Raw genomic sequence first — 6,628 nt, forward strand, 5'->3', positions numbered from 1 at the left:
GATCAGGGCAGCCAGTTCACAAGCATGGACTGGGCGTTCGCGGGGTCGCTCGGACCTGTGGCGCTCACCTGCTCACTCCTGAAAGCCCACGACCTCGAGCATTCCATGAGCCGATGCGGCAGTTGCCACGACAACGCGCTCGACCATTGTCCTCGGACCAATGGCGGACAAGGTCTCGCCCGAGAGCTTCTTCAACCTCCTCAAGCGCGAGGGGATCAGGCGCCGCACCTACCGGACCCGCCAAGAAGCGCGGCGGGACGTGTTTGACTACATCGAGATGTTCTACAATCCAAAGCGCAAGCACGCGCGCAACGGAATGCTGTCGCCCGTCGACTTCGAGCAGCCGCAGAAACTGAGACATGAGGGCGTCTAAGAAACTCGGGGCCATTCACACTGCTCCGTCAGCGTCCGGATGAAGCGCTCGACCATGCCGTTCTGCTGCTGGCAGTGCGGGGCGATGAACTCCTGCTTGAGCCCGTAGCTGCGGACAATGGCCGTGAAGTGGAGGCTGGTGAAGACCAAGCCATTGTCTGAACTCAGCAGGAACTCCTCCTCGACCCGGCCCAGTGTGCCAAACCTCACGATCAGCGCATTCTCGAGGGCGGCGCTGGCCGTCGTGGCCTTGCCCGACTTCGACAGGTGCGAGCCCAACAGCTCGCGGGTGTGGCAGTCGATCACCAGGGCCAGCGCGGCCCAGCCGTCCTTGCCCGTCCAGAGGCGGGCGAGGTCGGTCGACCACCTCTCGTTCGGCGCAGCTGCGACAGACGGAACTGCCTGGATACGGAGCCGCATGCCCACGGTGCGCTTGCGAACCTGCGAGCCCTTGATCTGGAAGATCCTTTGTACCGTGTTCTTGTTGAAACCCAGGAGCCAGGCCACGGTCCGATAGCCGAAGGACGGCTCCTCCTCGATCATCTTCTTGGTCGGTTCGGCCAAGCGGGGATCGACCTTCGGCGCGGCGTTCACTGGCTTGTAGTAGACCGTGCGCCTGGGAATGCCGAACCACGTGCAGAGCTTGGCGATCGACCCTCCGCCAAGAGGCCCTGCTGGATGCGACGGATCAATTTCCGTCCTGCGCATCCAGCAGGGCCTGGAGCTTTTCTCGGGCCCGTAGCTCCAGCATGGCCTCGCCATAGGCTTCCTGCAGGTCCCTAAGCTGCTTCTCGTATTGCTCACGGATATCGAGCGGGTTGGCGCGCAGCGAGTTCTCTATGCCCCGTTTCGCGTCTTCGACCCAGCCCTCGATCTCGGAGGGTGTGAGGTCGAATGATCGACTTGCCTCCGACACGGTCGTCTTGCCCTGGATGATCTCAATCACCAGAGTCGTCTTCCGCTTCGCCGTCCAACGCTTGATGCTGTCGTCCATCGTCATACTCATTGCTACGTTTTCCCTTGTAGCATGAGCAGGTTTTCACTGGGTCGATACAGAGACGCTCTGGGGCTGACGCGTCTCGGACAGGAGGGCCGCCGCAGCGTCGGGGTAGAAGATTCCCGCGTCTTCAAGGCACCCGGCCGTCCGTGTCGGGTCGCCCGCGCGTTCCCAGGCGAGCAATGCGCTGGAGCTCGATGGCTCGATGCTTACCGTGGCCCCGTGCGCCCGGGCCATGGCGGCAAACTCGCGAGCGATGCCGGTGGAGAGGAAGCTAGCATTGGAGATCAGCACGCCGATCGGCGCGCAATGCAGCACCGGCTCGAAATCCGACACCAGCCCGGCCAGCGGCCGGCCATTGCGGAAGTCCCTGACGAAGGGCTGCGTGTCGGGCCCGAGCGAGAACAGCATTTCCGAGAACCGCGGACGATTCAGGGCGAAGTCGTAGTCGCCCAGCCATTGCACGGCCAGCAGCTCTTCGGTGGTGACCACCACGGCGCGCTTTTCGAGCCAGGGCTGCAGCTGCGCGCGGGCGTCGGGCCATTCCCAGCGGCGCTTGCCCAGGAGCATCTGCGTCTCGCTGCCGAGCGCCAGCTTCAGGCCGTGCGAGAAGCCGGTGTTTGCCCCGGCGACGAACAGGCCGCTGGCGGCGATTGCCAGCACCGCGGCACCGGTGCGCAGCGGCACCGACCAGCGATGGGGGAACAGCTCGAGCAGCGCGCCGCGCAGGCGCCGCAGCGCGCGGCCACCGTAGAAGGACAGCACGATACCCCAGGTGGCAAAGAAGAAGGGCATTACCGGGTAGAGGTAGCGGATGTTCTTCAGCCCGCCAAAGGACTGCAGCACGAAGCAGACCGAGAACAGCGTCACCGCGAAGGAGGCCGGCAGGAAGCGGGCCCGCAGGGCGGCTATGGCGGCGATGGGAAAGAGCGGCCAGAAGGTCGGGTAATTGTCCCTGAAGTCGCGATGATAGAAGGTGGTGTCGCGCTGCACCGGCCAGGGCTCCCAGCGGTAGATCCGCCAGTACTTCGCAAGCAGCTCGTCGGCCGCGCCGCTGGCCGCGATCAGCACGACTCCCGCCGCCGCGGCCAGCAACGCCCAACGCAGCCAGCGATGGCGCCGGAGCCAGCCCGGGCCGTAGACTAGCGCGGCCCAAAGCCCGATGGCAACGATGCCGATCACCGTTGTCAGCTGCAGCTTAAGCGCCAGCAGCAGAAGCGGCACGGCCAGGGCGCAGAGCGCAATGCGCGCGCTGGTGCTGATCGCTGCGGTCGCGGCGCAATAGAGCACCAGCGCGGCGACGAGGAACGCCAGACCTTGCAAAGCATAGAACCGGATGTACTGCGAGACCTCGATGCCATTGGGCCAAAACAGCAGGAAGAACAGTGTGATCCAGGCCGCCGGGCGGTCGGCCACATAGCGCACCCAGAGGAACATGACCGCCACCAGCAGCGCGCCCGGAATGGCCGAGGGCAACAGCCGCGCCGCGGCGGTGCTCTGTTCTCCAGCCAGCGCGAAGCCGAGCGCGACCAGCCGTGTGAAGATCGCGCCGCGCTCGTAGCTTCCGTCCAGCACCTCCAGCGTGCCGGAGGTCTGCCAGCTCATGGCTGGGACAAGGTGATAGAGTTCGTCGTAGATGGGCGGCAGGTCGAGCACACCCGTACGTGTCAGCAGCGCGGCGGCAAACACCAGCGCGGCCGAAAGCGCAGTGACGAGCAATGCGCTCGACAGGCCGATGCGCCGGGGCGGGAGCTTTCTCTCGTTCGGGGTCGACATGGTCATCCGGCCCGCATCCCGGCGCTGTCCCGCGCGGCACAGAGCACGACCGGCGTGCCGAGGCTCCGATCGAGACGGAGCGCCCGGAGCTTCGCTTCTAGCCTGGCCGAAAGCGCCGGGCGCGCGAGCTTGCGGTGCACCACCATGGGCAGCACAAACTGGCCGATTTCGCCCTGCGGCGCGAAGCCGGCGACCGCGAGGGTCTTCAGAATTTGCGGTCGGGACATGGTCTGGAACCTTCGGGTGTCGCCTTCGAGGCGCTTTTTCAGGCCGAAGAGCAGGGGTTCCAGCGCGTTGGCGCCGCTGGCAATCGGGAAATCGACGATCACCGCGCGGCGCGAGACCCGGCAGAGCTCGCCGAGGAACGCCTGCCAGTCACCGACGTGCGCGAGAATTCGGAAGGAGGTCACCACGTCGAAGCTCCGATCGGCATAGGGCAGGGCGCGCAGCGGGCCGACCTCCGTGGTCAAGCCCGGTCGGTGCAGCCCACGCATCTGGCCGAGCGCCTCTTGCGAGCTGGCGTAGACGCAGACCTCGTGGCCGTCGTCCAGCAGGGGCGTTGCCACCTGCGCGTGACCGCCGCCGACATCGAGCACACTCGCGCCGGGGTAGGGGGCACAGAGACATCGCAGGGCTTTTGTCTGACACGAAAGAAGCCATTCCCCTGCCGGTCCCTGGAAACGCCGGGCGTAGCGATCGGTTGACGGATCGAGGTCGGCGAACTCGGACCCGATATCCGCGACCCCTTCTGCCAACACGACGCTCATGCCGCCGCCTTGCGGGCGTAGGACCGCAGATAGCCCATCTCCCGGTACCACTCTGCGGTGCGCTCCAGGCCCTGCCGCAGATCCACAGAGGGTTCGAATCCGATCAGCTGGCGTGCCTTTTCCACCGAGAAGGCGCGGGCCTTCAGGAAGAAGGACACGCGCCGCCGGTGCAGTGGTGGATCGATGCCGAGCGGTTTGCAGACATATTCGCACAGCGTGGCCGCGGCCATGAGCGGCGCGACGGGAATGTGCAGTCGCGGCGGCGGCACATCGAGCACCTGTGCGATCTCCTGCACCAGCCCGTTGAGCGTCGTGTAGCTGTCCGAGCCGATGAGGAAGGTCTCGCCGATCGCCCTCGGATGCTCGCCGCAGAGCACGAAGCCCTGCACCAGGTCGTCGATGTAGCTCATATGGTAGGCGATGTCGCCGGAGCCGAACATGCGAAAGCTGCGGTTCTCGATCGTCTTGAACAGTTTGAGAAACCTTGTGTCGCCGGGACCGTAGATGCCGGTCGGGCGGACAATCGACACCGGCGCGCCGGCGGCGATGCCCTCGCGCGCCAGCATCTCGCCGGCGAGTTTCGAGCGCTGGTAGACGTCGCCGGGATTGAAGGCGGTTTCCTCGTTCGCCGGGATCTCGGCCACGTCGCCGTGAACGCCGCAGGTCGAACAATGCACGATCCGGCGCACGCCGTGCTTCTGAGCGGCGGCCAGCAGGTGGCCGACGGAGTCGCGGTTCACCGCGAAGTAGTGGCTGTCGGGGTGGTTGGCGCTGCGGTAGACCGCCGCGATATGAAACACGTGGCTGGTGCCTTGCACGGCATTTTCGATCGCTTGCCCGTCGGCGGCATCGCCCTTCACAATCTCTATGCCGTCAGCCGCCAGCGCCAGTGCCGCTGCCGCGCCGGGGTCTCGGACCATCGCGCGCACCCGATAGCCGTAGGCCCGCAGCCTGCGCGCAAGGTGTCCGCCGGTGAAGCCCGTGGCGCCGGTGACCAATGCAAACCTGTCTTCCGTCATCTAGTTACCTCCACTGAGTGCTCGCCTAGGCCAGCAGGGAGCCCGTGCTGAAAAAGCTCACCAAGGTTTCGTCCGTAGTCAGCGCAAAACTGCCATCGCCGAGCGACAGGCCAATCAGGTCGGTGGCGGCGCTGCCGCGCACGTCGATCTGCAGGGAGCCCGCAAGCGTCATGAGCACGCCCTGCGCGCTTTGGGTGAGGGTGACACCCCCTTCGAACCCATCCCAGAGATAGAGCTTGTCGGCCCCCTGGCCGAAGTCGGTGATCAGGTCGGGCGCACCGCCGGGGCTCGCGAAGCCGCTGTCGAACACGAAGCTGTCGGCGTCCAGATCCCCGGTCAGCTCGTCGACACCCGTCCCGCCCTCGAGCCGATCGCTGCCGGCCCCGCCATTCAGCGTGTCGTTTCCGGCAGCGCCGAGCAGAACATCGTTTCCGGCGGCGCCGGAGAGGACGTTCGCGGCGCTGTTGCCGGCGATCCTGTCCCCAGCCTCGCCCCCCTCAACATTGTTTGCCGAAAGGCTCAGGGCGCTGCCGCCGAGCGTGCCACCGGAGATGCCGATTTCGCTCTCCAGCAGCGTTTGCAGCCCGTCCGCATAGGCTTCATAGCCCTCGGCGGTCAGATGCACGAGGTCGTCGCCGATCAGCGCCGTGTCGAACGGCGCATCGTAGAGGTGCAGCGTCGCGTAGGTGGCCTGAAGCGCGCTCACCGTGGCCTTGATCCCGGCGTGATAGGTGCCGTTGCCGGCGTCGCCGACGACCTGCGTGCCGTTGACGATGCTGTAGCCCTCGTTGATGGCCTCCGAGACCGTCAGCAGGTTTCGGTAGGGTTTCGGCGGGATGGTCGAGATGACCAGATGCGCCGTGCTGGCCACGTCAGATTGGTAGAACAGCTCGACCACCGTCTCGATGCGCGCGATGAGCGTATCGAAGACGTCCGCGTAGAAGGCGTCGCCACCATAGTTGAAGTCGTTCGTACCCATCATGAACAGCACGACATCCGGATCGAGATCAGCCAGGTTGGCCTGGAAGGAGGCCGCGTCGGCGGCATTGTTGATCGCCTGCCGCAGTTCTTTGCCTGGCACCCCGGTGTGATCAGAGTCGAGCATCCCCTCGGGGCCGCTCGAGTAGACGCCGACGTAGTCGACGAAGGCACCGTCCTGCAACAGGTTCTCGAAGAGCACTTCGCGATATCCTGCGCTGTCCGCGCGGTTGTTAACGGTCTCGGAGTCGGTGTCGCCGAGGTATCCGTAGGTCAGCGAGTCGCCGTAGGGCAGCACCCGCGCCGCATAGGTATAGGTGCCGGCCACAAGGTCGATTGACAGCGCGCGGGTCTCGCCGGCGAAACTGGTTGCGGGAACGCGCAGCATCTCGGGCCCCTGGGCGGTGGCGGTGTTGCCCTCGCCATCGGTGGCGGTGACGCTGGTGGTAAGCGTGCCCTCCGCGAGCGTCGACAGGTCGAGAACGACCTCGCCGTCCGAGCCCGAAGTTCCCGAGGCCGTGTTGTCGCCGTCGGACACGATGACCTCGGCGGTTGCGTCCGCGTCGAGCCCGGAGATGACGAAGATGACGTTGCCGGCTTCGTTGGCATCGATGATGAGGTCGGGGGCGCTGAGCGCGAGATTTCCGTCATCATCGGCGGGGGAGGGGTCCGAGAGCGTGAGTTGCACGCTGTCGAACTCGATGGTCGCGACCTCATTC

The 6,628-nt window shown here is 65.7% G+C and carries 6 protein-coding genes and 1 pseudogene; 1 reads left to right on the forward strand and 6 read right to left on the reverse strand.

The window, feature by feature from the left end; all coding sequences use genetic code 11:
* A pseudogene (locus tag BM397_RS28705) lies at positions 1 to 373 on the forward strand (IS3 family transposase); the annotation flags it as partial.
* Here BM397_RS28705 and BM397_RS29890 read toward each other — a convergent pair.
* From BM397_RS29890 to BM397_RS28735, 6 genes are all read right to left on the reverse strand, one after another.
* Positions 370 to 1,080, reverse strand: coding sequence for a DDE-type integrase/transposase/recombinase (locus BM397_RS29890; protein ID WP_143015484.1), 711 nt, complete (start codon positions 1,078 to 1,080; stop codon positions 370 to 372). The pseudogene BM397_RS28705 and the gene BM397_RS29890 overlap by 4 nt on opposite strands.
* Positions 1,061 to 1,366 carry a DUF1153 domain-containing protein gene (locus tag BM397_RS28715; RefSeq protein WP_245696287.1) on the reverse strand — a complete coding sequence of 102 codons (306 nt, stop codon included), beginning with the start codon at positions 1,364 to 1,366 and terminating at the stop codon, positions 1,061 to 1,063. Before BM397_RS28715 ends, BM397_RS29890 begins: the two co-directional genes overlap by 20 nt.
* 45 nt (positions 1,367 to 1,411) lie before the next feature.
* Positions 1,412 to 3,151 (reverse strand): hypothetical protein, encoded by a 1,740-nt coding sequence (locus tag BM397_RS28720; RefSeq protein WP_092431556.1) that lies wholly within the window; start codon positions 3,149 to 3,151, stop codon positions 1,412 to 1,414.
* Positions 3,148 to 3,912 carry a class I SAM-dependent methyltransferase gene (locus BM397_RS28725; RefSeq protein WP_092431559.1) on the reverse strand — a complete coding sequence of 255 codons (765 nt, stop codon included), beginning with the start codon at positions 3,910 to 3,912 and terminating at the stop codon, positions 3,148 to 3,150. Before BM397_RS28725 ends, BM397_RS28720 begins: the two co-directional genes overlap by 4 nt.
* Positions 3,909 to 4,931 carry an NAD-dependent epimerase/dehydratase family protein gene (locus BM397_RS28730; RefSeq protein ID WP_092431563.1) on the reverse strand — a complete coding sequence of 341 codons (1,023 nt, stop codon included), beginning with the start codon at positions 4,929 to 4,931 and terminating at the stop codon, positions 3,909 to 3,911. Before BM397_RS28730 ends, BM397_RS28725 begins: the two co-directional genes overlap by 4 nt.
* Before the next feature lie 25 nt (positions 4,932 to 4,956).
* On the reverse strand, positions 4,957 to 6,628 hold a 1,672-nt coding region (locus tag BM397_RS28735), incomplete at its 5' end, for an SGNH/GDSL hydrolase family protein (RefSeq protein ID WP_256218791.1).

Source organism: Alloyangia pacifica (genome assembly GCF_900116195.1).
Taxonomy (GTDB): Bacteria; Pseudomonadota; Alphaproteobacteria; order Rhodobacterales; family Rhodobacteraceae; genus Salipiger; species Salipiger pacificus.